The sequence below is a fragment of the Salmonella sp. K21076 genome (genome assembly GCF_039650795.1).
GTDB classification, from domain to species: domain Bacteria; phylum Pseudomonadota; class Gammaproteobacteria; order Enterobacterales; family Enterobacteriaceae; genus Salmonella; species Salmonella enterica.
On record NZ_JBCLYA010000051.1, the window covers coordinates 28,307 to 51,576 of the forward strand.

Annotated in this window: 19 protein-coding genes and 1 pseudogene; 14 read left to right on the plus strand and 6 right to left on the minus strand. The window is 52.5% G+C overall.

The window, feature by feature from the left end:
- The first annotated feature begins 12 nt into the window (after positions 1 to 12).
- Both AAYN39_RS20900 and AAYN39_RS20905 read left to right on the plus strand, forming a co-directional pair.
- Entirely contained in the window at positions 13 to 135 is a 123-nt protein-coding gene (locus tag AAYN39_RS20900; RefSeq protein ID WP_001519564.1) for a membrane protein, read from the plus strand.
- Between the two features lies 1 nt (position 136).
- Positions 137 to 802: a GNVR domain-containing protein gene (locus tag AAYN39_RS20905; RefSeq protein WP_001213885.1), complete on the plus strand. Its 666-nt coding sequence runs from the start codon at positions 137 to 139 to the stop codon at positions 800 to 802.
- Positions 803 to 866: 64 nt separating this feature from the next.
- On the opposite strand, the gene setB is transcribed toward AAYN39_RS20905, so the two are convergent.
- Positions 867 to 2,048 (minus strand): sugar efflux transporter SetB, encoded by a 1,182-nt coding sequence (gene setB / locus AAYN39_RS20910; protein WP_000551934.1) that lies wholly within the window; start codon positions 2,046 to 2,048, stop codon positions 867 to 869.
- Positions 2,049 to 2,417: 369 nt separating this feature from the next.
- On the opposite strand from setB, the gene fruB reads away from it, so the two are divergent.
- Genes fruB through fruA form a run of 3 tightly spaced genes read left to right on the plus strand, consistent with a single transcriptional unit; the run spans position 2,418 to position 6,191 of the window.
- Complete coding sequence (gene fruB, locus AAYN39_RS20915) at positions 2,418 to 3,548, plus strand: fused PTS fructose transporter subunit IIA/HPr protein (RefSeq protein ID WP_000487287.1); 1,131 nt, start codon at positions 2,418 to 2,420, stop codon at positions 3,546 to 3,548.
- Positions 3,548 to 4,486: a 1-phosphofructokinase gene (gene fruK, locus AAYN39_RS20920; RefSeq protein WP_000091249.1), complete on the plus strand. Its 939-nt coding sequence runs from the start codon at positions 3,548 to 3,550 to the stop codon at positions 4,484 to 4,486. Before fruB ends, fruK begins: the two co-directional genes overlap by 1 nt.
- 16 nt (positions 4,487 to 4,502) lie before the next feature.
- Entirely contained in the window at positions 4,503 to 6,191 is a 1,689-nt protein-coding gene (gene fruA / locus AAYN39_RS20925; protein WP_000854408.1) for a PTS fructose transporter subunit IIBC, read from the plus strand.
- A 64-nt stretch (positions 6,192 to 6,255) separates the two neighbouring features.
- On the opposite strand, the gene nfo is transcribed toward fruA, so the two are convergent.
- Together nfo and AAYN39_RS20935 are read right to left on the minus strand one after the other, a co-directional pair.
- The gene (nfo, locus tag AAYN39_RS20930; RefSeq protein ID WP_000873905.1) at positions 6,256 to 7,113 is read right to left on the minus strand and encodes a deoxyribonuclease IV; all 858 of its coding nucleotides are present in this window, start codon (positions 7,111 to 7,113) and stop codon (positions 6,256 to 6,258) included.
- A gap of 78 nt (positions 7,114 to 7,191) precedes the next feature.
- Positions 7,192 to 8,241 carry a YeiH family protein gene (locus tag AAYN39_RS20935; protein WP_000137966.1) on the minus strand — a complete coding sequence of 350 codons (1,050 nt, stop codon included), beginning with the start codon at positions 8,239 to 8,241 and terminating at the stop codon, positions 7,192 to 7,194.
- A gap of 120 nt (positions 8,242 to 8,361) precedes the next feature.
- Here AAYN39_RS20935 and yieE point away from each other — a divergent pair, with 120 nt between their 5' ends.
- The 3 genes from yieE to cirA all read left to right on the plus strand — a co-directional run bounded on the left by yieE (position 8,362) and on the right by cirA (position 13,221).
- Positions 8,362 to 9,225, plus strand: a complete 864-nt coding sequence (gene yieE / locus AAYN39_RS20940) for a DNA-binding transcriptional regulator YeiE (protein WP_000548316.1) — start codon at positions 8,362 to 8,364, stop codon at positions 9,223 to 9,225.
- 189 nt (positions 9,226 to 9,414) lie between these two features.
- On the plus strand, positions 9,415 to 10,884 hold the full coding sequence (gene lysP, locus AAYN39_RS20945; RefSeq protein ID WP_000534995.1) for a lysine-specific permease: 1,470 nt from the start codon (positions 9,415 to 9,417) through the stop codon (positions 10,882 to 10,884).
- A 345-nt stretch (positions 10,885 to 11,229) separates the two neighbouring features.
- Entirely contained in the window at positions 11,230 to 13,221 is a 1,992-nt protein-coding gene (gene cirA, locus AAYN39_RS20950; protein WP_000488257.1) for a catecholate siderophore receptor CirA, read from the plus strand.
- Between the two features lie 43 nt (positions 13,222 to 13,264).
- On the opposite strand, the pseudogene AAYN39_RS20955 reads toward cirA, so the two are convergent.
- Positions 13,265 to 14,587, minus strand: a pseudogene (locus AAYN39_RS20955) (MFS transporter).
- A 32-nt stretch (positions 14,588 to 14,619) separates the two neighbouring features.
- On the minus strand, positions 14,620 to 15,507 hold the full coding sequence (serB, locus tag AAYN39_RS20960; protein WP_000022911.1) for a phosphoserine phosphatase SerB: 888 nt from the start codon (positions 15,505 to 15,507) through the stop codon (positions 14,620 to 14,622).
- A 216-nt stretch (positions 15,508 to 15,723) separates the two neighbouring features.
- Here serB and AAYN39_RS20965 point away from each other — a divergent pair, with 216 nt between their 5' ends.
- Together AAYN39_RS20965 and AAYN39_RS20970 are read left to right on the plus strand one after the other, a co-directional pair.
- Positions 15,724 to 17,091 carry an L-serine ammonia-lyase gene (locus tag AAYN39_RS20965; protein WP_000443204.1) on the plus strand — a complete coding sequence of 456 codons (1,368 nt, stop codon included), beginning with the start codon at positions 15,724 to 15,726 and terminating at the stop codon, positions 17,089 to 17,091.
- A 4-nt stretch (positions 17,092 to 17,095) separates the two neighbouring features.
- Positions 17,096 to 17,485, plus strand: coding sequence for a helix-turn-helix transcriptional regulator (locus tag AAYN39_RS20970; protein ID WP_000876815.1), 390 nt, complete (start codon positions 17,096 to 17,098; stop codon positions 17,483 to 17,485).
- Here AAYN39_RS20970 and fghA read toward each other — a convergent pair.
- The gene (gene fghA / locus AAYN39_RS20975) at positions 17,474 to 18,331 is read right to left on the minus strand and encodes an S-formylglutathione hydrolase (RefSeq protein WP_000425481.1); all 858 of its coding nucleotides are present in this window, start codon (positions 18,329 to 18,331) and stop codon (positions 17,474 to 17,476) included. The genes AAYN39_RS20970 and fghA overlap by 12 nt on opposite strands.
- A 329-nt stretch (positions 18,332 to 18,660) precedes the next feature.
- On the opposite strand from fghA, the gene folE reads away from it, so the two are divergent.
- The 4 genes from folE to mglB all read left to right on the plus strand — a co-directional run bounded on the left by folE (position 18,661) and on the right by mglB (position 23,155).
- Positions 18,661 to 19,329: a GTP cyclohydrolase I FolE gene (gene folE, locus AAYN39_RS20980; protein WP_001139611.1), complete on the plus strand. Its 669-nt coding sequence runs from the start codon at positions 18,661 to 18,663 to the stop codon at positions 19,327 to 19,329.
- Between the two features lie 14 nt (positions 19,330 to 19,343).
- Positions 19,344 to 20,486 (plus strand): DUF418 domain-containing protein YeiB, encoded by a 1,143-nt coding sequence (gene yeiB, locus AAYN39_RS20985; RefSeq protein WP_001765111.1) that lies wholly within the window; start codon positions 19,344 to 19,346, stop codon positions 20,484 to 20,486.
- Positions 20,487 to 20,635: 149 nt separating this feature from the next.
- The gene (gene galS / locus AAYN39_RS20990; protein ID WP_000628627.1) at positions 20,636 to 21,658 is read left to right on the plus strand and encodes an HTH-type transcriptional regulator GalS; all 1,023 of its coding nucleotides are present in this window, start codon (positions 20,636 to 20,638) and stop codon (positions 21,656 to 21,658) included.
- A gap of 498 nt (positions 21,659 to 22,156) precedes the next feature.
- A complete protein-coding gene (gene mglB / locus AAYN39_RS20995) occupies positions 22,157 to 23,155 on the plus strand; it encodes a galactose/glucose ABC transporter substrate-binding protein MglB (RefSeq protein ID WP_001036947.1) in 999 nt (332 codons plus the stop codon).
- Positions 23,156 to 23,270: the final 115 nt, after the last annotated feature.

Below are 23,270 nucleotides of genomic sequence, written 5' to 3' on the forward strand. Positions count from 1 at the left end.
ACTCGAATTCTTATGTGTGGGTTTTATCTTATGAAGAAATATACGTTCGCAGCCAGGGCGTTTATTTTTACGCTGGTGTTGCTTTTTGTTATTTCAGTATTCGGGTTGACTATTAGCGTTTTAAAAGGGATGTGAAATGCGGGGAGAAAATAGTGAAATTGATTTAGTCGACGTTTCCTTATTCCTTATAAGAAAATGGCTAAGTATCGTGATCGCTACCTTTATTTTTGTCGCCATTGGCTATGTTTTTGTGAGCGTGCATCATGATACAAAGGTTGTGAGTATTACAATCAAACCTAATCTGGATACGCCTGCTACCTATGCGTTATGTGGCTATGCTAATGATATTCAATGTAAAACAACGGTTATCCTTAACCAGTTTAGCCGTTTCTTGCCTGCGGAATATAAAAATAAAATAAGTTTTGACGCGAAAAATCAGCTTGTCCTTTTTAAGGCGCAGGGGAGGGAAGAAAGCGTCAATAATATTATTTCCACCCTGAAAAATAGCGTCGATAAAATGGCAGCATGGTATATCGATGATGGTGACATTAAACGTTATAGCGTGCATAAAAATATGTTACAAACGGAAACATATACAAAGCTATCCTTGTTGTCGGAGGCGGTTAAAAATAATGCTAACATTGAAGTGATAGATGTTGCTGTTACACCAAAATATAAGATGCGGCTGGTGTTGGTCCTTTGCGGGCTGATGGGCGTAATTTTCTCAATAACCGGTCTCTTATGTAAGAGGGCGCTAACAGAATATCGTATTGAGAAAAAGACAATGAATGACCGCGCATGAACATCGCGCAGAAATAAATTCTGCGCTGAAATGTGTCGAAGAGTAAAAGTATCAGGCTTGCAAGTTAAACATCTTTAATACGCGCCAGGCAGAACATGGTGGCGACAATCATAACTAACGCAAACCAGAAGACCGCATGATAATTCCAGATTTCTGCGGCGATTCCCGCCAACGAACCGGCAATGATCCAGCCGACGCGAATGGTATTGGTATACAGCGTGGTGGCTGAACCCGCCTGGCCTGGCATGAGATCCTGAAAATAGAGCATGCCAATCCCGCCAAGAATGCCGATGTAAATCGCGTTCAGCAACTGCAAGCCGAGCAACGTTGCCGGTGCGTGCGCCAGCAACATCCCCGCATAAAAGCACAGTCCGGCGACAACGGCGATGCACATTAACAGGCGTTTTCCCAACCGTTTGGCGAAGTAACCTGCAATCAGCATTGTGGGAATCTCCAGCCCGGCGGCGGTGCCCATCATCACGCCTGCAAGTTTTTCCGGAAGATGCAGCTCATTGATGATAAACAGCGGCATATTAATGATATACAGGCTGTTAGTCCCCCACATTAACGTACAGATGACAAACAGCAACAGCGTATCGCGGCGATTACGACGCGGTGCTTCCAGCGTGCCGGTTGCCAGCGGCGCATCTTTGCGCATTGACGGTAAAAAGAACCACACCATGACGCCGCAGACGATAAAAGCTACCGCCGCGCTCAAATACATCACCGTAAAGCTAAAACCCATCGCCAGCGCATAGGCCAGCGGCGGCCCAATGACCCAGGCCAACGAGACCTGGGCGCGGAGGATTGAGCTGAACATCACCGCTTCACGACCTGTACGATCGGCATGTTCTCGGGCCAGCGCAAACATCTGCGGGTTGGCGGTAGAGCCGAAGCTACTGAGAAAGACGCCGATGAACAGCAAAATAAAGTAGTTGCGGTTCCAGGCAAACAACACGCAGGCCAACATGCCCAGCACGCAACAGAAAACGATCAGTTTTTTGCGATCGCCTTTTTTATCTGAGCGACCCGCCAGAAACTGGCTCACGATAATGCCGATAACCGCGCTGCCGGTAAAAAAGAAACCCACCATGCCGGGACGGGCGTGAACCTCATCCGTCAGAAAAATACTGAGTGTCGGCGTCTGTAACGCACCAGCAATACCGGTGAGAAAAGCGACGATCAAAAAGGCGGTAGACGTCAGGTCAAACGATTTGGGCGCAGCGGCGGCGGGACTGTTGTGCATGTTTCTATATCAGTGGTGTGAAGAGAGGCGGAGTTTACGCTGCCCGTCAGAAAATAAACAGGCGTCTGAATCAAAATCGACACGAAAAATCAAAATAGCATTCCAGTTTGTTACAAGGGCGTGCTGACGCAAGCTGAAAGAAAAAAGCTGAAGCCTTTTATGCGTCAGCTATTGAGGGTCTGTTGGAGAAAAAATGTGCTTCACCTCAAAAAATTGCTACAAAACCGGTAACTTTTCTTGCGTGCTGAAGCAGAAAGATCCAGACTTTCTTGAAACGTTTCAGCGCGATCTGGTTTTTTTGATAACTCAGATTGGCGCTTTTTTTCTCATAGTGGCTGAATCGTTTCAATTCAGCAGGAGAGGAGACACATGTTCCAGTTATCGGTTCAGGACATTCATCCGGGCGAGCAGGCCGGAAATAAAGAAGAGGCCATTCGGCAAATCGCCGCTGCGTTAGCGCAGGCGGGGAATGTGGCGGGCGGCTATGTTGACGGTATGCTGGCGCGCGAACAGCAAACCTCAACCTTTCTTGGCAATGGTATTGCGATTCCCCATGGTACAACAGACACGCGCGATCAGGTGCTGAAAACCGGCGTCCAGGTCTTTCAATTTCCGCAGGGCGTTACCTGGGGAGAAGGCCAGGTCGCCTACGTGGCGATTGGTATTGCCGCCAGTTCGGACGAACACCTTGGCCTGCTGCGTCAGCTGACGCATGTGCTGAGCGATGACTCCGTGGCTGAACAGCTGAAATCCGCGACAACGGCGGAAGAGCTGCGCGCATTGCTGATGGGCGAGAAGCAAAGTGAACAATTAAAACTTGATAACGAGACGATGACGCTGGATGTCATCGCCAGCTCGCTGGTCACATTGCAGGCGCTAAATGCGGCGCGTCTGAAAGAGGCGGGAGCGGTTGATGCGGCGTTCGTCGCAAAAACGATTAACGATAGTCCGATGAATCTGGGACAAGGCATCTGGCTGAACGACAGCGCGGAAGGCAATTTGCGCAGTGCTGTTGCGGTAAGCCGCGCGACCCAGGCGTTTGACGTAGAGGGTGAAAAAGCAGCCTTATTAGTCACTGTCGCGATGAACGACGAGCAGCCGATTGCCGTGCTAAAACGCCTCGGCGACCTGTTGCTGAACAATAAAGCCGATCGTCTGCTGAGCGCTGACGCCGCGACGCTGCTGGCGTTGCTGACCAGTGATGATGCGCTGACGGATGACGTACTGAGCGCGGAATTTGTAGTGCGTAATGAGCATGGTCTCCATGCCCGTCCGGGCACCATGCTGGTGAATACGATTAAACAATTTAACAGTGAAATTACCGTGACAAACCTTGATGGAACCGGCAAACCGGCAAACGGACGTAGTCTGATGAAAGTGGTGGCATTAGGCGTGAAGAAAGGCCATCGTCTGCGCTTTACCGCGCAGGGTGAAGATGCTGAACAGGCGCTGAAAGCGATTGGCGATGCGATCGCCGCCGGTCTTGGGGAGGGCGCATAATGAGCAGGCGTGTCGCCACCATTACCCTTAATCCGGCTTACGATCTGGTTGGGTTTTGCCCTGAAATCGAACGCGGCGAAGTGAACCTGGTGAAAACCACGGGTCTGCACGCGGCGGGCAAAGGCATTAACGTTGCCAAAGTGCTGAAAGACTTAGGCATCGACGTCACTGTCGGCGGTTTTCTCGGTAAAGATAACCAGGACGGTTTTCAGCAATTATTCAGCGAACTGGGTATCGCTAACCGCTTTCAGGTGGTTCAGGGCCGGACCCGCATCAACGTGAAGCTGACGGAAAAAGATGGCGAAGTGACCGACTTCAACTTTTCCGGCTTTGACGTGACTCCCGCAGACTGGGAACGCTTTGTTAACGACTCCCTGAGCTGGCTGGGTCAGTTCGATATGGTCTGCGTCAGCGGTAGCTTACCGGCTGGCGTGAGTCCGGAAGCGTTCACCGACTGGATGACGCGTCTGCGCAGCCAGTGTCCATGCATTATCTTTGATAGTAGCCGTGAAGCGTTAGTCGCCGGTCTTAAAGCTGCGCCGTGGCTGGTGAAACCGAATCGCCGCGAACTGGAAATTTGGGCGGGTCGTAAGCTCCCGGAAATGAAAGATGTGATTGATGCGGCGCACGCGTTACGCGAACAGGGTATCGCTCATGTGGTGATTTCGCTGGGGGCGGAAGGCGCGCTGTGGGTTAACGCCTCAGGAGAATGGATCGCTAAACCACCGGCGGTTGACGTGGTAAGTACCGTCGGCGCAGGCGATTCCATGGTTGGCGGATTGATTTACGGCCTGCTGATGCGCGAGTCCAGCGAACATACGCTGCGTCTGGCGACGGCGGTTGCCGCGCTGGCGGTCAGCCAGAGCAATGTGGGTATTACCGATCGTCCTCAGTTGGCCGCAATGATGGCGCGTGTCGACTTACAACCGTTTAACTGACAGCAGGAGAGGCATAATGAAAACGCTGCTGATAATTGACGCTAATCTCGGCCAGGCTCGCGCTTACATGGCGAAAACCCTGCTTGGAGCGGCGGCGCATAAAGCAAATCTGGAAATTATCGACAATCCGAATGATGCTGAACTGGCGATCGTGCTGGGCGAATCTCTGCCGAACGACAATGCTTTGAACGGCAAAAAGGTTTGGCTGGGGGATATTGGTCGCGCCGTCGCGCATCCGGAACTGTTTCTGAGTGAAGCCAAAAGCCATGCGACCCCTTACAGCGCCCCTGCTGCGGCTGCTCCTGCAGCGAGCGGCGGTCCGAAACGCGTGGTCGCGGTAACGGCCTGCCCGACCGGCGTCGCCCATACTTTTATGGCGGCTGAAGCCATTGAAACAGAAGCGAAAAAACGCGGCTGGTGGGTAAAAGTCGAAACGCGCGGCTCCGTGGGGGCCGGCAATGCCATCACCCCGGAAGAGGTGGCGGAAGCGGATTTAGTGATTGTGGCGGCGGATATCGAAGTGGATCTGGCGAAGTTTGCCGGTCTCCCGATGTACCGCACGTCGACCGGCCTGGCGCTGAAAAAGACGGCGCAGGAGCTGGATAAAGCCGTAGCGGAAGCGACGCCGTATCAACCGGCGGGTAAGGCATCGCAAGCGGCGACCGAAGGGAAGAAAGAGAGCGCTGGCGCATACCGGCATCTGTTGACGGGCGTTTCTTACATGCTGCCTATGGTGGTTGCCGGGGGACTGTGTATTGCGCTTTCCTTCGCCTTTGGTATTGAAGCCTTTAAGGTGCCGGACACGCTGGCGGCGGCGCTGATGCAGATTGGCGGCGGTTCGGCGTTTGCGCTGATGGTGCCGGTACTGGCGGGTTATATCGCTTTCTCCATCGCGGATCGCCCTGGCCTTACGCCAGGTCTGATTGGCGGTATGCTGGCGGTTAGCACCGGTTCCGGTTTTATCGGCGGGATCATTGCCGGCTTCCTTGCCGGGTATATGGCGAAGCTTATCAGTACCAAACTGAAACTTCCGCAAAGTATGGAAGCGCTGAAGCCAATCCTGATCATCCCGTTAATTTCCAGTCTGGTGGTGGGGCTGGCGATGATTTACCTGATCGGTAAACCGGTTGCCGGGATTCTGGAAGGGCTCACCCACTGGCTGCAAACCATGGGGACGGCAAACGCGGTGCTGTTGGGCGCGATTCTCGGCGGGATGATGTGTACCGACATGGGCGGCCCGGTGAACAAAGCGGCGTATGCGTTTGGCGTTGGTCTGCTGAGTACGCAAACTTACGCGCCGATGGCGGCGATCATGGCCGCAGGTATGGTACCGCCGTTAGCGCTGGGTCTGGCGACGATGGTGGCGCGTCGTAAGTTCGACAAAGCGCAGCAGGAAGGCGGTAAAGCGGCGTTGGTGCTGGGGCTGTGCTTTATCACTGAAGGCGCTATTCCGTTTGCGGCGCGCGACCCGATGCGTGTACTGCCGTGCTGTATCGTTGGCGGCGCGTTGACCGGGGCTATTTCTATGGCGGTAGGCGCAAAATTGATGGCGCCGCATGGCGGTCTGTTTGTTCTGCTTATCCCAGGCGCAATTACGCCGGTATTGGGATACCTGCTGGCAATTGTGGCCGGTACGCTGGTGGCAGGACTGGCTTATGCCGTCCTGAAACGTCCGGAGACGGAAGTCGCGGCAAAAGCGGCATAAGAGAAACACGCTAAAAAAGGCAGAGCGCGCTCTGCCTTTTTTATTGCCTGAAGAACATTGAGCGTCAGGCCATCGCTTCGGCAATTTGCTGGGCTTTTAACCACGCAATCTCTTCCGCCCAGATATCAGGATTGATGGTCTCCAGTATCAGCGGAATACCGTCAAAACGCGCATCCTGCATAATCCAACGAAACGCATCGTGGCCGATATTGCCTTCACCCAGACTGTGATGGCGGTCAACGCGGCTACCGAAGGCGCTTTTGGCGTCGTTAAGGTGCATTCCGCGCAAATACTGAAATCCGACAATTTTCCCGAATTCGGCGAACGTTTTTTCGCACGCCTCTGGCGTACGCAGATCGTATCCAGCGGCAAAGGCATGGCAGGTATCGATACAGACGCCAACGCGCGACTTATCTTCCACGCCGTCGATGATGGCGGCTAACTGTTCAAACTCAAACCCCAGATTACTGCCCTGACCGGCTGTATTTTCGATAACCGCCGTAACGCCCTCGGTCTGCGCGAGGGCAATATTGATAGATTCCGCGATCCGCGCCAGGCAATCCTCCTGTGCAATCTGCATCAGATGGCTACCGGGATGAAAATTAAGCAAGGTTAAGCCGAGTTGTTCACAGCGCTGCATTTCATCGAGAAAGGCATCGCGTGATTTTTCCAGCGCTTCACTGACCGGATGGCCCAGATTAATCAGGTAACTATCGTGGGGAAGGATTTGCGCCGCCGAGAAATGATACTTTTCACAGGCGATTTTAAAGTCATCAATGACCTGGGGAGTAAGGGGGGCGGCACGCCACTGACGCTGGTTTTTTGTGAAAAGCGCAAAGGCCGTTGCGCCAATTTCAGCCGCGCGGGCAGGGGCGTTAGCCAGACCGCCAGCAGCGCTGACGTGCGCTCCGATGTATTTCATAAAAGACTCCTGTTAAACCCGCTAACGGTTCATTACGAACGCTATGATAACGGGTTAACAGGCGTGAAACGTAATAATTTATGCGATAAGGCTATGGATTAGGACGTTAATGGCGCCACCGCCAATAATCAGCCAGGCGAATAATGCCAGCGCCATCAGCAGCGGTTTCGCCCCCGCTTTTTTCAATGCGCTAACGTGAGTGGTCAGACCCAACGCCGCCATTGCCATCGCCAGCAGTACCGTGTCCAGCGTCACCAGCATATCCACCACGGCTTTCGGCAGCAGGTGGAAAGAGTTGAAGATCGCCACTACGATGAAGAAAATAGCAAACCACGGAATGGTAATTTTGCTTTTTTCCGCGCCGGTCGCCGGGGAAAGCTGTTTAACGCGTGCCGCCAGAATGATCAGGAACGGCGCCAGCATCATGACACGCAGCATCTTAGCGATAACTGCCGCATTTTCCGCATCCGGGCTAACGGCGTGACCCGCTGCGACCACTTGCGCGACTTCATGCATGGTTGAGCCGATATAGATGCCGTAAGTTTCCGGGCTGAACCAGTGCGCCAGCAGCGGATACATTGCCGGGTAAAGGAAAATAGCGATGGTGCCGAAAATAACGACAGTCGCGACGGCTACAGTAACCTTACTGGCTTCCGCTTTTACCACCGGTTCTGTCGCCAGTACCGCCGCCGCGCCGCAGATACTGCTACCGGCGCCAATCAGCCAGCTGGTATGCCTGTCCAGACCAAAGACTTTTTGGCCTAAGAAGCAGGCCAGCATGAACGTGCTGGAAAGCGTTAATACGTCAATCACAATACCGCTAATACCCACGTCGGCGATTTGTGAAAAGGTAAGGCGGAAGCCGTAAAGGATAATCCCTAAACGCAGTAAATGTTGTTTTGCAAACAGCACGCCGCCGTCGCATTGTTTCCATATTTGTGGATAGACGGTATTCCCGATAACCATACCCAGCAGGATAGCCAGGGTCAGGGCGCTGAACCCCGCGCCTGCAACAGCAGGGATAGCGCCGCCCCACAGGGCGACTCCTGTAATGACGGCGCTCAGAGCGAGCCCCGGTATAAAATGCCACATTGTACGACGATGATTCTGCAAGGTGAGTTCTGTCATAACCTTCTCCTGTATATGGACAATAAGGTTACGGTGATCTGGTTTAAAAATAAAATTGATTATATATTTATAATTAATCTTTATAAGTGGTAAGTGAAACGCTATCGGTGGGATACGACTATGCATATTACGCTACGACAACTTGAAGTGTTTGCTGAAGTACTGAAAAGCGGTTCAACAACCCAGGCGTCGGTCATGCTGTCATTATCGCAGTCCGCCGTTAGCGCCGCGCTCACCGATCTGGAAGGTCAGCTCGGCGTACAGTTGTTTGATCGGGTGGGGAAACGGCTGGTGGTCAACGAACATGGGCGCTTGTTATACCCGCGCGCGCTGGCATTGCTGGAGCAAGCGGTAGAAATTGAGCAGCTATTTCGTGAAGATAACGGCGCGATACGGGTTTATGCCAGTAGCACCATCGGCAATTACATTTTACCCGCCATGATTGCCCGCTATCGCCAGCATTATCCGGCCTTGCCGCTGGAACTCAGCGTGGGAAACAGCCAGGACGTGATTAACGCGGTGTTGGATTTTCGGGTTGATATCGGCCTGATTGAAGGGCCGTGTCACAGTACAGAGATTATCTCTGAGCCGTGGCTGGAAGATGAGCTGGTGGTCTTTGCCGCGCCGTCCTCGCCGCTGACGCAGGGGCCGGTGACGCTGGAACAGCTTGCGGCATCCCCATGGATTTTACGCGAGCGCGGTTCCGGTACGCGGGAAATTGTCGATTATTTGCTGTTGTCGCATTTGCCGCGCTTTCATATGGCGATGGAGTTGGGGAATTCAGAAGCGATCAAACATGCGGTGCGTCATGGACTGGGGATAAGCTGTTTATCGCGCCGGGTGATTGCTGAACAACTTCAGGCGGGAACCCTGGGCGAAGTCGCGGTGCCGTTACCGCGCCTGGTGCGCACGTTGTGGCGTGTTCATCATCGGCAGAAACATCTTTCTAACGCGTTGCAGCGTTTTTTGAGTTACTGTGAATAAAGGTGAAGAGGAGGGCTGCCCGAGCGGCATCGCCATTTTTAGTATCCGCTTACGTATACGTTATTCTCTGCTTTACTTATAATCCGTGGCCGGTCATGAAGGTCTCTTATAACCGCGCATTTGTGTCGGAAGGATAGTATTTCGTCTGTTACAATCGCGCCTCATTTTTTGGATGGATAGCATTTTCACATGGGTTCCAAAACTAAAACCACAGAAGCGCCCGCGCTACGTCGCGAATTAAAGGCGCGTCACCTGACGATGATTGCCATTGGCGGCTCCATCGGGACAGGTCTTTTCGTTGCATCTGGTGCGACAATTTCTCTGGCGGGGCCAGGCGGCGCGCTGTTTTCTTATATTCTGATTGGTTTGATGGTCTACTTCCTGATGACCAGTCTTGGCGAGCTGGCGGCCTATATGCCGGTATCTGGCTCGTTTGCGACATATGGTCAGAACTATGTGGAAGAAGGCTTTGGTTTCGCGCTGGGCTGGAACTACTGGTACAACTGGGCGGTGACTATCGCTGTTGACCTGGTTGCCGCACAATTGGTGATGGGCTGGTGGTTCCCGGACACGCCGGGCTGGATCTGGAGCGCGCTATTCCTCTGCGTCATTTTCTTGCTGAACTACATTTCTGTACGCGGTTTTGGCGAGGCGGAGTACTGGTTCTCGTTAATTAAAGTCGCGACCGTTATTATCTTCATCATCGTTGGCGTAGCGATGATTATCGGCATCTTTAAAGGTGTCGAGCCGGTCGGCTGGAGCAACTGGACGACGGGCGATGCGCCTTTCGCTGGCGGTTTTGCGGCAATGATTGGCGTCGCGATGATCGTGGGCTTCTCTTTCCAGGGAACTGAGCTGATTGGTATTGCCGCCGGGGAATCTGAAAACCCGGAGAAGAATATTCCGCGCGCGGTGCGTCAGGTGTTCTGGCGTATTCTGCTGTTTTATGTTTTCGCGATTTTGATTATCAGCCTGATCATTCCTTATACCGATCCAAACCTGCTGCGTAACGACGTCAAAGACATTAGCGTCAGTCCGTTTACCTTAGTGTTCCAGCATGCGGGCTTGTTGTCTGCGGCGGCGATAATGAATGCGGTTATCCTGACGGCGGTACTGTCTGCGGGTAACTCCGGGATGTATGCCTCGACCCGTATGCTCTACACCCTGGCCTGTGACGGTAAGGCCCCGCGTATTTTTGCGAAATTGTCCCGCGGCGGCGTACCGCGCAATGCGCTTTATGCCACCACCGTGATTGCCGGTCTTTGCTTTTTGACCTCAATGTTCGGCAACCAGACGGTCTATCTGTGGCTGTTGAACACCTCCGGTATGACGGGCTTCATCGCCTGGCTGGGGATTGCCATTAGCCATTATCGCTTCCGTCGCGGTTACGTGTTACAAGGGTATGATGTGAATGATTTGCCGTACCGTTCCGGGTTCTTCCCGCTGGGGCCGATTTTCGCCTTTGTACTGTGCCTGATTATTACGTTGGGGCAGAACTATGAAGCGTTCCTGAAAGATACCATCGACTGGGGCGGCGTCGCGGCGACCTATATCGGTATTCCGCTGTTCCTGCTTATCTGGTTCGGCTACAAGCTGATAAAAGGCACGCATTTCGTGCGCTATAGCGAAATGCACTTCCCGGAACGCGTTAAAAAGTAACGTAATATTCTCGTCATAGGCCGGATAAGGCTTTATGCCGCCATCCGGCACGGACTGCCTGAACCTGACCCTTCTAACCCTCTCATTCGAGAGGGTTTTTTGTTTTTTCTTTATGATTGGTTCAAATGACATAATTATTAACAATTAAATTGATAATTATTATCGTTTACTTTATCGTTACGCTCGAAATCAGAAAGGATGAAGATTCGGGCGCGACCGTCACTCATGAGCCCGACTCGCCTGCATAAAAAGAGTTCGCCGTGATAACCGTTATCGCAGGCGAAACGTAATGCGTTGTGAGCGATAACCGATTTTTTTGTCGTATTTACCTCATGGAGAAATGGAATGTTTAGGTTTAACCCTTTCGTTCGGGTAGGGCTTTGTATGTCCGCAGTTACGTTGGCCTGGCCGGTTGCCGCGGCAACGGATGATGGTGAAACCATGGTCGTTACCGCGTCCGCCATCGAACAAAATCTGAAAGATGCGCCAGCAAGTATCAGCGTCATTACCCAGCAAGATTTACAGCGCAGGCCCGTGCAAAACCTGAAAGATGTCCTGAAAGAGGTGCCGGGCGTACAGCTCACTAACGAAGGGGATAACCGTAAAGGCGTGAGTATTCGTGGTCTGGACAGCAGTTATACGCTGATCCTGATCGACGGTAAGCGCGTTAACTCCCGTAACGCGGTCTTCCGCCATAATGATTTTGATCTGAACTGGATACCGGTTGACGCTATCGAACGCATTGAAGTGGTGCGTGGCCCCATGTCCTCGCTGTATGGCTCCGATGCGCTGGGCGGCGTGGTCAACATTATCACCAAAAAAATTGGTCAGAAATGGCACGGCAGCGTCACGGTTGACTCCACTATTCAGGAACATCGCGACCGTGGCGATACCTATAACGGTCAGTTCTTTACCAGCGGTCCGCTGATCGACGGCGTGCTGGGAATGAAAGCCTACGGTAGCCTGGCGAAACGCGAAAAAGACGAGCAGCAGAGTTCCGCCACCACCGCTACGGGTGAAACGCCGCGCATTGAAGGATTTACCAGCCGGGATGGAAACGTCGAGTTTGCCTGGACACCAAACGAAAATCATGACGTTACCGCAGGCTACGGTTTTGATCGCCAGGACCGGGACTCCGACTCGCTGGATAAAAACCGACTGGAACGGCAAAACTACGCGTTGAGCCATAACGGACGTTGGGATCTCGGCAATAGCGAGCTCAAGTTCTACGGCGAAAAGGTGGAAAACAAAAACCCCGGCAACAGTAGCCCTATCACGTCAGAAAGCAATTCGATTGACGGGAAATACGTTCTGCCGTTAGCGTCTGTCAACCAGTTCCTCACCTTCGGCGGCGAATGGCGTCACGATAAACTGAGTGATGCGGTGAGCCTGACCGGCGGTTCCAGTACTAAAACCTCCGCCAGCCAGTACGCTCTGTTCCTTGAAGATGAGTGGCGCATCTTCGAACCGCTGGCGCTGACCACCGGTATTCGTATGGATGACCATGAAACCTATGGCGATCACTGGAGCCCGCGTGCTTATCTGGTCTATAACGCAACGGATACCCTGACGGTGAAAGGTGGGTGGGCCACGGCCTTTAAAGCGCCGTCGCTATTGCAATTAAGTCCGGACTGGGCGACCAACTCCTGCCGTGGCGGATGCCGCATTGTCGGTAGCCCGGATCTGAAACCTGAAACTAGTGAAAGCTGGGAGCTCGGCCTTTATTACCGGGGCGAAGAAGGCATACTGGAGGGCGTGGAAGCGAGCGTTACCACGTTCCGTAACGATGTGGACAATCGCATCAGCATTAGCCGTACCCCTGACGTTAACGCCGCGCCCGGCTATTCCAACTTTGTCGGCTTCGAAACCAACAGTCGGGGACAGCGCGTTCCGGTCTTCCGTTATTACAACGTGAATAAAGCACGTATTCAGGGTGTGGAAACCGAGTTGAAAGTTCCGTTTAACGAGGCGTGGAAACTGTCGTTGAATTACACCTATAACGACGGACGCGATGTCAGTAATGGCGGGAACAAGCCGCTTTCCGATCTGCCGTTCCACACCGCGAACGGTACGCTTGACTGGAAACCGGCGCAGCTTGAAGACTGGTCATTCTACGTATCAGGGAATTATACCGGACGTAAGCGGGCCGACAGCGCAACGGCGAAAACGCCGGGCGGGTACGTGGTCTGGGATACCGGCGCGGCATGGCAGGCGACGAAAAACGTTAAACTGCGTGCGGGCGTTCTGAACGTGGGCGATAAAGATCTCAAACGCGACGACTACGGTTATACCGAAGACGGACGTCGTTACTTTATGGCGGTGGATTACCGTTTCTGACAGAGACTGGCGACAGCCGCGTTTTGCCGCTGTCGCCAGAATGTTATAACCGATGCAGCCTGGAGAGCAGCGCCAGCGACAGAGTCGTTAGCAGAATGGCGATTAACGCATAGATATAAACGCCCGACCACGCCCAGCTATTTTTCACCATAATTACCGGCACACCGGCCATTGCCGCGCCGACATAGCTGAACAATCCCCGAAAGCCGGTAATCGATCCCGCCGCATCCTTATGGGTCACATCCAGACAGCCGACGGCAAAAAGCATATGCGGTCCGTATAAGGCGAAGCCCATGATGGTGAACAGAATCGCGCTGAGGGTGTAAGAGGTATCCTGAACCAGCGGCACCAGCACGATGCATATGCACAGCGCTAACGCGAAGATTAACCCGGTCATCCAGCGGTTACTTTTGAACATAAAGTCAGACAAGTAGCCTGCCAGCAACCCACCTGCCAGTCCGCCCGCCTCAAATCAGGAAATAATCGAGTTCGCTTTTATCAGACTCCAGCCGTGAACCTGCGAATAGTAAATCTGCGGCCAGTCGTTAAGAATAGTGCGCGCAATATAAACCGACATATCACCGATAATAATGATCCATACCAGTGGATTGGTCAGGATATATTTCACAAAAATCTGCCAGAAGCTCAGGTTGACCGGGCTGGCCTTGACCTGGGCCAGTTCCGTCGGGTCGTTACGCCACTGCCCCACGTTGGGCAAACCTAACGTACCGGGACGATCTTTAATGGTAAATAGCGCCACTATCCCCATCAGCAGCGAAATGGCGCCGGGAACATAAAATCCCATTTTCCAGCTACCGCTAAAGGCGATAGCAAAACTGGTCAGCAGCGGCGCGAGGCTGCCGCCGATATTGTGCGCCGCTTCAACGATAGCCCACCAGCGTCCCCGTTCGTTTTTCGAAAACCACGAGGCCATAATTTTCGCCATCGGCGGAAAGCTGGTGCCCTGTAATATCGCGTTGAGACTGTACAGCACGTAGAATGCCGCCACGCTGTCGGAAAAGCCGAACAGAATATTTACAATCCCCACGCCAATCAGCACCGGGCCGGTCATGGCTTTCGGGTTAATTTTATCGACCAGCATCCCGCCGACAAACTTCATCGCGCCATAAAGAATGTAAAAAATAGAAGACATAATGGCGAAGTCTTCTGCGGTCAGCGACGTTTCCGTCAGCATGGCCGGCATCGCGGCGGAGAAGTTTTTACGGGTAAGATAAAAGACGGCATAAGAGATAAAGACCGAGGCGATAATCTCAAAACGAAATTTTTTATAGGTCTGGTCTATCTCTTTTTTCTCTTTTACAATCGGCTTATCGGGCTGGCTGAAAATAAATGTTTTTATACTCATTTTAAAATTCCCTTCCGGCGAGGTGAGTCGCGTTATAATTCATCTTCAATAAGAAAAAGAAGCAATTCGAAACCGTGATAATTAATCTGATGGTGGATTTTTTCCCGTACAACCGGCTTCGCTTTCCAGGCAATACCGGTGCCAGCATGTTCTAACATCGGCAGATCGTTGGCGCCATCACCGCAGGCAATAATATTCTCCGTGGCAATATTTAACCGGGCAGCCAGGTCAACCAGCGTCTGTTTTTTGTTTGCGGCGTTCATAATCGGCAAGGTAATGTTATCCGTCAGAACGTTATCGCGTATTTCAACCGTATTCGAAAAGGCATAATCCAGTTGATACCGCGCTTTTAGACGCTGGGTGAATATATCCAGTCCCCCGGAGATAATCGCGGTTTTAAATCCTTTGGCCTTGATGACTGGCAGAATAGTTAACAGGCCTGGCGAAAGGGTCATGCGATCGCATACGGCGTTCAGCACTGCTTTCGGTGTGCCTTTCAACATTCCGATACGTCGGGTAAAACTGGCGTTAAAATCAAGCTTGCCCTCCATCGCCTGTTGGGTAATGGCGGTGATTTGCGTCGACATGCCAAGCTCGCGGGCAATTTCATCCACGCCTTCTTCCGCAATAAATGTCGAGTCCATATCAAACGCGATAATACCGTTAGCAGGCAGTGGCTGCGGCTTAATAAAAAAATCAAACTGCCATTGCAATGAGAGTTCGCGTAAATAGCGATAAAATTCAGGCGTCAGACATTCCGCTGGCAGCGTAAGCTTTAAATAAGCGGTATTGATAAGCGCGGCATAACGTTTATCAAATAATAGCGGAAACGGCATGGTGACGGCATTAAATAACGTTTCCTGTAATTTTTTCTGAAACGTATCGATATCCTGTGTAGTAATAAAATAAATAATGCTCATATGATAACTCCCTTAATTTACGGGTATTATAATGGCTCTTTTGCGGCGTGGAATCTCGTGCTATCACAGATATCACAGCCAGAAAAGGGCTAAAAAAGCGTTGTTTTTGATACCAGGTAAAGTTCAGACACAAAAGGTATCACTTTTGATATGCCAACTGTGCGAGGATGTTATTTATTACTGAACGCGAATGAGACTGAAAGGATTGATATAACGATGGAGAGTTGCCTTGATATATTCAAAATAGTAATAGGTCCATCCAGCTCACGTACCGTAGGGCCGATGCGCGCCGCCTGTCACTTTATTTCATTGCTCAGAGAACAAGAGACGTTGCCGCTAATTCGGGAAATTGAAATCGAGCTGTATGGCGCGTTATCGTTAAGCCGCAAGTGCCACAATGTGGATACCGCCCTGTATCTTGGGCTGCTGGGTTGCCAGCCGGAGAATGTCGATCTCCGTTCGCATATGGCGGTGATTAAGCGTGCGGAAAATGAAAACAAAATCGAACTCCCGCTCTCTGACGCGGGCGGAATCACGATAAAAGTCAAGATTATCGCCAATCACCAGGCGCATCCAGGCCATCCTTATGCCATGACGTTTTGCGCCAGGGATGATTATTTTACGGTGTATGAAGAGACCTGGTTTTCTACCGGCGCCGGGCAGGTTCGTAAACATGGCGAGCCGCTGACGCCATCGCTTCCTTTGCGTACAGTGTCGCCCTTTGAATTTAGTCATGCCGCGCAGTTGCTGGCGCTGTGTCGGCGTAACGGCCTGTCCGTGGCGGCGCTGATGATGAAAAATGAGCTGTGCCGCCACTCGCCACAGACGTTGCAGAATTATCTGGCGCAAATATGGGACGTGATGCAGCAGGCGGTTTATCGCGGCCTGCATACTGAGGGGGTATTACCCGGTCCCTATCAGGTACCGCGGCGCGCCTGTGCGTTACATAAGACGTTACAGGCTAACCGCTCCGCCAGCGATTTTTTAACCGCGCTGAACTGGGTCAATGCCTTCGCGATTGCGGTAAGCGAAGAAAATGCCAGCGGCGGACAGATTGTTACCGCGCCAACCAATGGCGCGTGCGGCATCATTCCGGCAGCGCTCTGCTGGTATGATAAATTTGTCACGCCGCTGGAGCCCGGTGCTCTGACCCGTTTCTTCCTGACCGCCGCCGCTATCGCGATGCTGTTTAAACAAAACGCCTCTATTCTGGGATCTGAAGTTGGCTGTCAGGGGGAAATCGGCGTGGCGTGCTCAATGGCGGCGGCGGGCCTGGCTGAACTGATGGGTGCATCCGTGGAGCAAACGCTGAGCGCCGCTGAAATTGCCATGGAACATCATCTGGGATTGACCTGCGATCCGCTGGGCGGGCAGGTACAAATTCCCTGCATAGAGAGAAATGCCATCTCTGCCGTGAAAGCGATAAACGCGGCGACGATGGCGATGAGTCGCGTAAGCGAACCCTGTATTTCGCTCGATGAGATCATTGCTGCGATGTACGAGACCGGTAAAGACATGAGCGCTAAATACCGTGAAACGTATCATGGTTCGCTGGGGAAAATTCAGCCGCGCAAGAGAGGGTAACAGCGTGAAATACAATACGATGAATAACGATGAGATTATCCTGTCGTTGTGCGCCCGCTTAAAGGAGACGCGTCTGTCTCTTGCGATGACCCAGCAGCAGCTTGCCGATCGCGCGCACGTTGGCATTGCCACCATCAAGCGTATCGAGAAGGGGGGAGGGCTCAATCTTGATACGCTAATTTCTCTCCTGCGGGCGCTGGATAAGTTGCATAATCTTGATGCGGTGCTGTTTGAATCCGAACTGCGTAATTTTCACGAAAGTTATGAAGGCGGAGAGGGCAGCGGCCGCCTTCAGGTACGCCAGCAGGCCGCGGATTTAAATAATAAATCTTCCGCGCCGCAGTCGGAGGAGGTGAACTACAGCGCGGCGCTGGAAAATTCATTATGTTGGTGACGTCTCATGCTCGTCCCGTAAATACCGGGCATGAAAGCGCAGATGGTCCTCAATGAAGGACGCAATAAAATAATAGCTATGATCGTAACCGGGCTGGATTCGTAGCGTCATCGGCCAGGCGGTTTGCCGCGCGGCTTCCGCCAGTACGGCGGGCTGAAGCTGATCGGCGAGGAATTGATCGCTGTCACCCTGATCGATGAGCACAGGAATGGCGTCCTGCGGCTGGCTGGCCAGCATTAATTCGCAGCTATCCCACTCAGTCCAGGCTGATTCATCTTCGCCGAGATAAGCGGTAAGCGCTTTGATTCCCCACGGCACGCGGCTGGGGTTGACGATGGGCGCAAAAGCAGAGATGCTGGTGTATTTGCCCGGATTTTTCAGCGCCATGATTAACGCGCCGTGGCCGCCCATCGAGTGCCCGCTGATGGCGCAACGGTCGCTGACGTTAAACTGTGTCTGGATAAGCGCCGGAAGCTCATCGCGCAGGTAATCGTACATGCGATAATGGCTGGCCCAGGGCGGCTGTGTGGCATTGAGATAAAACCCGGCGCCGTGGCCTAAATCGTATCCGCTATCGTCGGCGACCTGTTCACCGCGTGGACTGGTATCCGGCATCACCAATACAATGCCCAGTTCTGCTGCGATACGCTGCGCGCCTGCTTTGGTGGTAAAATTCTCATCATTGCAGGTCAACCCGGACAACCAGTACAGTACCGGAGGCGGTTCATTATCCTGAGTCGGCGGAAGAAAAATGCTGAATGTCATGGCGCAGTTTAGCGTGGCGGCATGATGACGCCAGCGCTGCTGCCAGCCGCCAAAACATCGGTGCTCTTCGAGCATTTCCATGCGGGGGCTCCTTTTATAGTGAACCTGATAAGGTATGCAGATTCTTCATAATACAGATTATTCACCGCGTTGTGAGTAACTTTCACTTCCGTAATACATAAACATGCTTCATCATTTAAATAACGTTGCGTTAACAAATATGCCCTTTGTCCTGCCAGCATTCTCGCACCGGAAAAGATGTCATGAAAGGCAGCGACAATTTCAACAATTATGGGCGTGAATACTGGATTATGTGCGCTACCTCACGCACAATAATCACACTGTCACAATATTGACAAACTTTGCCCCATGCAGGGCAGAGGCGCCACACCTGCAGGAGAACACGATTAATGCCATCACTCAGTAAAGAAGCGGCCCTGGTTCATGACGCGCTGGTTGCCCGGGGGCTGGAAACGCCGCTGCGCCCGCCTATGGATGAACTGGATAATGAAACGCGAAAAAGCCTTATCGCAGGGCATATGACTGAGATTATGCAGTTGCTGAATCTCGATTTGAGCGATGACAGTCTGATGGAAACGCCGCATCGTATCGCTAAGATGTACGTTGACGAGATTTTTGCTGGCCTCGACTATGCTAATTTCCCGAAAATTACCCTCATTGAAAATAAAATGAAGGTGGATGAAATGGTCACCGTCCGCGATATCACGCTGACCAGCACCTGTGAACATCACTTCGTGACCATTGATGGCAAAGCGACCGTCGCGTATATCCCCAAAGATTCCGTGATCGGCCTGTCGAAAATTAACCGCATCGTGCAATTCTTCGCCCAGCGTCCGCAGGTTCAGGAACGTTTGACCCAACAAATTCTGACGGCGCTGCAAACCTTGCTCGGCACCAATAATGTAGCGGTATCGATTGATGCGGTGCATTACTGCGTGAAAGCGCGCGGTATTCGTGACGCAACCAGCGCCACGACGACGACGTCGCTGGGCGGATTGTTTAAGTCCAGCCAGAATACGCGCCAGGAGTTTCTGCGTGCCGTTCGCCATCATCCATGATTAAGGCGGAGACGATGGAGCGTAATGTCACGCTGGATTTTGTACGTGGCGTCGCTATCCTCGGTATCCTGCTTCTTAACATTAGCGCCTTTGGATTGCCGAAGGCGGCTTATCTCAATCCCGCCTGGTACGGCGCGATCGTTCCCGAAGACGCCTGGTCCTGGGCGATTCTCGATATTGTGGCGCAGGCTAAGTTTCTTACGCTGTTCGCGTTGTTGTTTGGCGCGGGGCTACAAATGCTGCTTCCGCGTGGTAAACAGTGGATTCAGTCGCGCTTAACGCTATTGGTACTGTTAGGTTTTATCCATGCGTTATTCTTTTGGGACGGCGACATTCTGCTGGCCTACGGTCTGGTCGGATTAATTTGCTGGCGACTGGTACGCGACGCGCCTTCGGTAAAAAGCCTGTTCAATACCGGCATACTCCTTTATCTGGTCGGGATTGGCGTACTACTGCTGCTGGGTGTGGTATCGAGTAGCGAAACCAGCCGCGCCTGGACGCCGGATGCGTCGGCAATATTGTATGAAAAATACTGGAAGCTGAACGGCGGCATGGAGGCTATCAGCAACCGGGCAGAGATGCTGTCAAATAGTTTACTGGCGCTCGGCGCGCAGTATGGCTGGCAACTGGCAGGTATGATACTGCTGGGCGCCGCGCTAATGCGTAGCGGCTGGCTGAAAGGCCAGTACAGTCTGCGGCACTATCGCCGTACCGGGGTTCTGCTGGTGGCGTTAGGGCTAATGATCAACCTGCCTGCGGTCATTTTACAATGGCGGCTGGACTGGGCGTACCGCTGGTGCGCCTTCTTATTGCAGGCGCCGCGCGAACTGAGCGCGCCGTTGCAAACGCTGGGCTATGCCGCGCTGATGTTTGGCTTCTGGCCGCAGCTTAGCCGATGCAGACTGACGCTTGCCATTGCCTGCGTAGGGCGAATGGCGCTGACCAATTATTTGCTGCAGACGATCATCTGTACCACGCTGTTTTATCAGTTTGGCTTATTTATGAAATTCAATCGACTGGAACTCTTGTTCTTTGTCGTTCCGGTATGGGCAATAAACCTTCTCTTTTCCGTCATCTGGCTACGTTTCTGGCGACAGGGACCGGTCGAGTGGTTATGGCGTCAACTCACGTTGCGCGCGTCAGGATCGCTCAGATAACGATCTGGATCACATTCATTAACAAAATGGCTGTAACCGTTTCCATCCCTGTGATGTTTCTCACGCAGCCCTGGGCAGGGTGCTGACAAAATAGCCGCCTGCTAACGGGGCATTTGTGAGCATTTTTGAACTCAAACAGGGCAGTGAATATGATCACCATTCGTGATGTAGCGCGCCAGGCTGGCGTGTCTGTAGCGACCGTTTCCCGCGTACTGAATAACAGCGCGTTGGTCAGTCCCGACACCCGTGACGCCGTTATGCAGGCCGTCACCCTGCTGGGATATCGGCCAAATGCGAATGCGCAAGCGCTGGCCACTCAGGTGAGCGATACCATCGGCGTCGTAGTCATGGATGTTTCCGATGCCTTTTTCGGCGCTCTGGTGAAAGCCGTAGATCTGGTCGCGCAGCAGCACCAGAAATATGTTCTCATTGGCAACAGTTATCATGAGGCGGAAAAAGAGCGCCATGCGATTGAAGTCTTGATCCGTCAGCGTTGTAACGCATTGATTGTTCACTCAAAAGCCTTAACCGATCGCGAGCTGAGCGACTTTATGGATCAGATCCCCGGTATGGTGCTGATTAACCGTATCGTGCCGGGTTATGCGCATCGTTGTGTCTGTCTCGACAATGTGAGCGGCGCCAGAATGGCGACCCGAATGTTGCTGAATAATGGACATCAACGCATCGGCTACCTGGCCTTCAGCCACCGTATTGAAGATGACGCGATGCGCAGAGAAGGGTGGTTACACGCGCTGCAAGAGCAGGGGGTTGCTGCGTCGGAGAGCTGGATTGGCACCGGCACGCCGGATATGCAGGGCGGCGAGTCGGCAATGGTTGAGTTGCTGGGACGCAATCTGCAACTGACGGCGGTATTTGCCTATAACGATAACATGGCGTCGGGCGCGCTGACGGCGTTAAAAGATAACGGCATCGCCATTCCCTTGCATCTGTCTGTCATCGGTTTCGATGATATCCCTATTGCTCGTTATACCGATCCTCAGTTGACTACCGTGCGCTATCCTATTGCTTCTATGGCGAAAATCGCGACCGAGCTGGCGTTACAGGGGGCCGCAGGCACGCTGGATATCACGGCGACGCACTGCTTCATGCCGACGCTGGTACGGCGCCATTCGGTGGCGTGGCGACAGAATGCGGTACTGATCACTAACTGATTACGCCCCGCATGTAACCGTTTTCAATCTGTGAGTAAATTCACAGTTTATTAACATTGTGATAGCTATGATGACAACGTTTGTCGCACTGTAACTAATGTGTAACAGTTAGTTGTTAGTTTTGCTGGGGTATTTCGCTTATAAAAACCATTATCACAATATCCCGCGACTACCGGACAAAAATAAAGAGTTGAATAAGAGCTTATCCCATTAGGGCTATTTTACTTGCCATTTTGGACCTGGGCAGTGCTCGCCAAAACGCGTTAGCGTTTTGAACGCCGCTAGCAGCGGCCCGAAGGGCGAGCGTAGCGAGTCAAACCTCACGTACTACGTGTACGCTCCGGTTTTTGCGCGCTGTCCGTGTCCAAACTGGCTGCGCCAATAACGCCTGGTGGGATAGGCTCTAAATACGCTTCGGCGTTCAGTAACATGCGTTAACGTGCTGAACAGCCGGGCATTTTTTTACGCTATACCCTACATAATAAAACCGGAGCTACCATGAATAAGAAGGTACTGACCCTTTCTGCCGTGATGGCAAGTCTGTTATTCGGCGCGCACGCACACGCGGCTGATACTCGTATTGGCGTGACGATTTATAAATATGACGATAACTTTATGTCCGTGGTGCGTAAGGTTATTGAAAAAGATGGCAAATCCGCGCCGGATGTTCAGCTACTGATGAATGACTCGCAAAACGATCAATCTAAACAGAATGATCAAATTGACGTTTTATTGGCGAAAGGGGTTAAAGCTCTGGCGATTAACCTGGTCGACCCGGCAGCCGCCGGTACGGTGATTGAGAAAGCGCGCGGGCAAAATGTGCCGGTGGTGTTCTTTAACAAAGAGCCTTCCCGCAAAGCGCTGGACAGCTATGACAAGGCGTATTATGTCGGGACTGACTCTAAAGAATCCGGTGTGATTCAGGGCGACTTGATTGCCAAACACTGGCAGGCGAATCAGGGTTGGGATCTGAATAAAGACGGTAAAATTCAGTATGTTCTGCTGAAAGGCGAGCCGGGGCACCCGGATGCTGAAGCCCGTACGACGTATGTGGTGAAAGAGTTAAATGATAAAGGTATTCAGACCGAGCAACTGGCGTTAGACACCGCTGTGTGGGATACCGCGCAGGCAAAAGATAAGATGGATGCCTGGCTGTCTGGCCCGAACGCTAACAAGATTGAGGTGGTTATCGCGAATAACGATGCGATGGCGATGGGCGCGGTAGAGGCGCTGAAAGCGCATAATAAATCGTCGATTCCGGTCTTTGGCGTCGATGCGTTACCGGAAGCTTTGGCGCTGGTGAAATCGGGCGCGATGGCCGGTACGGTACTGAATGACGCCAACAATCAGGCGAAAGCGACATTCGATCTGGCGAAAAACCTCGCCGAAGGCAAGGGCGCGGCTGACGGCACCAGCTGGAAGATTGAGAACAAAATCGTGCGCGTGCCTTATGTCGGCGTGGACAAAGACAATCTGAGCGAATTTACCCAAAAATAACTTTTCCGTCTGTGGGCGCAATTTTGTTGCGCCCTGAAACCGTGGAAGGGTGACGTGCCGCAGACCGGATAACGTATTTCTTTTGCCATCCGGCGCGGATAGTCATAATTAAAAA

Excerpts from the sequence above, each read along its gene's own strand:
- setB (WP_000551934.1), bottom strand. The coding sequence starts at position 2,048 with ATGCACAACAGTCCCGCCGCCGCTGCGCCCAAATCGTTTGACCTGACG.
- fruA (WP_000854408.1), top strand. The coding sequence starts at position 4,503 with ATGAAAACGCTGCTGATAATTGACGCTAATCTCGGCCAGGCTCGCGCT.
- mglB (WP_001036947.1), top strand. The coding sequence starts at position 22,157 with ATGAATAAGAAGGTACTGACCCTTTCTGCCGTGATGGCAAGTCTGTTA.
- fruK (WP_000091249.1), top strand. The coding sequence starts at position 3,548 with ATGAGCAGGCGTGTCGCCACCATTACCCTTAATCCGGCTTACGATCTG.
- AAYN39_RS20905 (WP_001213885.1), top strand. The coding sequence starts at position 137 with ATGCGGGGAGAAAATAGTGAAATTGATTTAGTCGACGTTTCCTTATTC.
- serB (WP_000022911.1), bottom strand. The coding sequence starts at position 15,507 with ATGAGCATTATTTATTTTATTACTACACAGGATATCGATACGTTTCAG.
- AAYN39_RS20900 (WP_001519564.1), top strand. The coding sequence starts at position 13 with ATGTGTGGGTTTTATCTTATGAAGAAATATACGTTCGCAGCCAGGGCG.
- fruB (WP_000487287.1), top strand. The coding sequence starts at position 2,418 with ATGTTCCAGTTATCGGTTCAGGACATTCATCCGGGCGAGCAGGCCGGA.
- folE (WP_001139611.1), top strand. The coding sequence starts at position 18,661 with ATGCCATCACTCAGTAAAGAAGCGGCCCTGGTTCATGACGCGCTGGTT.
- nfo (WP_000873905.1), bottom strand. The coding sequence starts at position 7,113 with ATGAAATACATCGGAGCGCACGTCAGCGCTGCTGGCGGTCTGGCTAAC.
- lysP (WP_000534995.1), top strand. The coding sequence starts at position 9,415 with ATGGGTTCCAAAACTAAAACCACAGAAGCGCCCGCGCTACGTCGCGAA.
- cirA (WP_000488257.1), top strand. The coding sequence starts at position 11,230 with ATGTTTAGGTTTAACCCTTTCGTTCGGGTAGGGCTTTGTATGTCCGCA.
- AAYN39_RS20965 (WP_000443204.1), top strand. The coding sequence starts at position 15,724 with ATGGAGAGTTGCCTTGATATATTCAAAATAGTAATAGGTCCATCCAGC.
- yieE (WP_000548316.1), top strand. The coding sequence starts at position 8,362 with ATGCATATTACGCTACGACAACTTGAAGTGTTTGCTGAAGTACTGAAA.
- yeiB (WP_001765111.1), top strand. The coding sequence starts at position 19,344 with ATGGAGCGTAATGTCACGCTGGATTTTGTACGTGGCGTCGCTATCCTC.
- fghA (WP_000425481.1), bottom strand. The coding sequence starts at position 18,331 with ATGGAAATGCTCGAAGAGCACCGATGTTTTGGCGGCTGGCAGCAGCGC.
- galS (WP_000628627.1), top strand. The coding sequence starts at position 20,636 with ATGATCACCATTCGTGATGTAGCGCGCCAGGCTGGCGTGTCTGTAGCG.
- AAYN39_RS20935 (WP_000137966.1), bottom strand. The coding sequence starts at position 8,241 with ATGACAGAACTCACCTTGCAGAATCATCGTCGTACAATGTGGCATTTT.